This is a genomic window from Microcoleus sp. Pol8_D6, from assembly GCF_036700965.1.
Classification (GTDB): domain Bacteria; phylum Cyanobacteriota; class Cyanobacteriia; order Cyanobacteriales; family Microcoleaceae; genus Microcoleus.
Window position 1 is genome coordinate 1 of sequence record NZ_JAUBPW010000148.1, and the last position, 2,850, is coordinate 2,850.

General features: G+C 44.2%; 4 protein-coding genes. 2 read left to right on the forward strand and 2 right to left on the reverse strand.

Annotated elements, in window-relative coordinates:
* Positions 1 to 109: 109 nt before the first annotated feature.
* Together QUA10_RS28780 and QUA10_RS28785 are read right to left on the reverse strand one after the other, a co-directional pair.
* Positions 110 to 424 carry a YciI family protein gene (locus QUA10_RS28780; RefSeq protein ID WP_333085936.1) on the reverse strand — a complete coding sequence of 105 codons (315 nt, stop codon included), beginning with the start codon at positions 422 to 424 and terminating at the stop codon, positions 110 to 112.
* 132 nt (positions 425 to 556) lie between these two features.
* Entirely contained in the window at positions 557 to 1,315 is a 759-nt protein-coding gene (locus QUA10_RS28785; RefSeq protein WP_333085937.1) for a phytochelatin synthase family protein, read from the reverse strand.
* 267 nt (positions 1,316 to 1,582) lie between these two features.
* Between QUA10_RS28785 and QUA10_RS28790 the strand changes: the two genes are divergently transcribed.
* Positions 1,583 to 2,473, forward strand: coding sequence for a hypothetical protein (locus QUA10_RS28790; protein ID WP_333085938.1), 891 nt, complete (start codon positions 1,583 to 1,585; stop codon positions 2,471 to 2,473).
* Positions 2,474 to 2,489: 16 nt separating this feature from the next.
* Positions 2,490 to 2,831 (forward strand): hypothetical protein, encoded by a 342-nt coding sequence (locus tag QUA10_RS28795; protein WP_333085939.1) that lies wholly within the window; start codon positions 2,490 to 2,492, stop codon positions 2,829 to 2,831.
* Positions 2,832 to 2,850: the final 19 nt, after the last annotated feature.

The window sequence follows — 2,850 nt, forward strand, 5'->3', positions numbered from 1 at the left end:
CTGGAGAAAACTGCGGAGTCTTTTGGGTTTGAGCTAGTTGCTAAAACTCCGCAGTTAGATTGAGTTTCTTAGGAGACAGAGTTTATCCGGCTGCCAAAATAGCCCCTGCCTATTTACTATCCTCAAAACGCTCACGCCCAATATGCACCTGCCACTCCACTACTCTGGTAGATTCTGCTAACATACCATCCCGCGCACGGGGGCTGCTGTTAACAACTGTTTGAGCCTCTTCCACACTTTCTGCCTGAATCACCCAAAGCCCCGTTCCATCATGGGGAAAAAATGGGCCACAGCACAGTAGTATTCCTTTTTCCTGTTGCTCGCGAAACCAAGCTAGCTGATTTGGGTCGTGTTCTGGGTGAGCGATTTTGTAGTCGTAATACTCTGGAATGGTTGCTACAACAATGGCAAAAAGTTTAGACATAATGCTTTTTAAAATTGATAAAGTTCAAATCAAAGATCGCATAATGTTCCAATTCCTTTTGGTCGCACCCGCACTCTTGCCATTTTTGAGTAAGTGATTGAAGCCCCGCTATGCAATTCCTAATTCTCTATTTTACTGGCGCACAACTAGATAGCCCCGTGTCTTTTTGGAGGTTGAATCAGTAGTATTCATCGCTTTCCAAAGATTCTCCGTAGAAGCCCATACAGGCGGATATTTATAACTGGCTACATCTTCAATCAGAAATCGATCGCTTTGCTCATGATAGGCAGCAAGGGGAGAAATATGCCCGCTTTTACCCTGACCCAAAACAGAGCGTTGGTAGTTCACGATTATATAGTCGCCGGAACGGCCAAGGTTGGCTTTAGCTTGGGTACGAAATTGGTTAAGTGTTGTCTCCGACGCATAGTAGACCTCAACTTTGACGTTGTGACTTCTGAGTAAGGCAGCTAATTCATCCAGAGTCATCCCCGAAAAAGTGACGGCATAAGAAGAACGGATATTCTGGGTTTGACCGTCAAAAAAGGTGTCTTGGGTTAGGGTGCGATATCCCTGTTTTTTGCTGCCGAGTGCATTCAGAACCGTCACACTGCTAGCCACACCACAATATGCTGGACGTTTTTGAGTTTCAATGTGGGTGCTAAGCGGTTGAAAATCCTGTTTGCTCTTGCTCTGGTTCAGTAGCTGTTGTCCTTGTGGCGACTCTAAAGAAACCAAAGTTTGGGGAAGTGGTAGCCGGTCAACAGAAGGTGGCGAGAAGAGTTTCCAGGTAAAAACGCTTAAACCTGTGCCGAAGATTAGTAGAATACCCCCTCCAGCTTTTATTAGTCGCCCTCGCCATCGGCGATTTCCAGACGTTTGATTTAAGTCCATATCTTCATCTTTCTCCCGAACAGTTGTTTAAAAAAGTCTTAGTCAGAATTGGTCGTTGGATAATTAAACATTACAACGTCTAAATCTTGCCATCTGGTTAGTGGCTCTGGTAACTATAGCCTTTGCTTTGGACATCATTATAGCAAGTCTTTTCATGGTTAAAATTTCATTATAAGTAAGGAAAAATCTCATTTTTATAAAGCGGTCTGAAAAACTTGGATTCTGTAATATAATTTTGAAATCTCTGCCTGGGAGCAAGATTGCATCATGCCACCAATGCCAACAGTCACAGTCAAATCAGGATACAAGCCACAATCTATCGATACCAGTATTGAGGCGGATGTGCTGATGTTTCAGCTATTGCGGCAGTTAACGCTCCAACAAAAAGTACAGCGGACTTGCGCTTTCAATCAAGCGGTGCGAAGGTTGGCAATATCTGGAATAAAGAACCAGTATCCCAATGCTACTGAGGCAAAAGTTCGGCAAGAATTTATTAAAAGGTGCTTGGGTGCTGAGTGGATAGAAGTTTTATCAGACAGTAAAGATTGGGGTGAACTCGTGATTGCAGATCCGATCGAATTAGCGCAAAAAATAGCCAGGATCTTGCTACCGCTGAATATTCCCTATGTGGTGGGAGGTTCGGTGGCAAGTTCGCTGTTGGGAGAAAACAGATCTACGCAAGATTTGGACTTAGTGATTGACCTGGAAGCGCAAACAGCACAGAGGTTAATTGATGCCATGTCAGGCGAGTTTTACATCAGCGAGTCGGCTGTGAATGAAGCAATTGCCAAGTCAAAAGCAGCACCCCGCGAATCATCGTTCAATGTCATCTATTTGCCTTCTATGGAGAAAGCGGATATTTTTGTCATGAGCAGCGATGACCCTTTTTCGGCTGCGGTGATGAGTCGTCGCCAACTTTACCCTGTTAGCGGTTTAACAGAGGAGGGAATCTACATCTACTCGCCTGAAGATATCGTCCTGCAAAAACTCAGTTGGTATAAACTAATTCCTGGCGGTTCCCAAAAGCAGTGGAGGGATGTGTTGGGAGTTTTGAAGGTGCAAGGGGAACGACTCGATCTCGCTTACTTAAACCAGTGGGCTGTTACACTCAAACTAACAGATTTGCTCTCGGGAGCGTTGCTTCAATCAGGATATTAAGCGTGGGCAATTTAGAATGAAACAAAACAAACAACAGCTTGCTATTGCTAAGAAAATCAAAAAATGGATTCAAACTACCCAAGAAGTTGAAAAAGCTCGATTTGCCATACCGATAACCAGGCTGACGAGTATCAAAAGTCTGTGCGTTGATGAGGTCGCCGCTGAAAAGTTTGGGCTCTACATTGCTCGACTGGTGCAGCAGCAGATTAATCAGGCGACTTGTCCCGAACACTTCACCAGTGAAGAATGGGCACAGCAACAACAGTTAGTGGATGAAGCGATCGCACTGATGCAAAGTTACTTATACCAATTTCCTAAAATAGTGCTACAGTTAGTAGGTGTACCTTTGGTGAATTAGTACCCAAATATAAAGAATA

What these genes read in the sequence shown, in the direction of transcription:
- QUA10_RS28780 (WP_333085936.1), bottom strand. Translation starts at nt 424, where the DNA reads ATGTCTAAACTTTTTGCCATTGTTGTAGCAACCATTCCAGAGTATTAC.
- QUA10_RS28785 (WP_333085937.1), bottom strand. Translation starts at nt 1,315, where the DNA reads ATGGACTTAAATCAAACGTCTGGAAATCGCCGATGGCGAGGGCGACTA.
- QUA10_RS28790 (WP_333085938.1), top strand. Translation starts at nt 1,583, where the DNA reads ATGCCACCAATGCCAACAGTCACAGTCAAATCAGGATACAAGCCACAA.
- QUA10_RS28795 (WP_333085939.1), top strand. Translation starts at nt 2,490, where the DNA reads ATGAAACAAAACAAACAACAGCTTGCTATTGCTAAGAAAATCAAAAAA.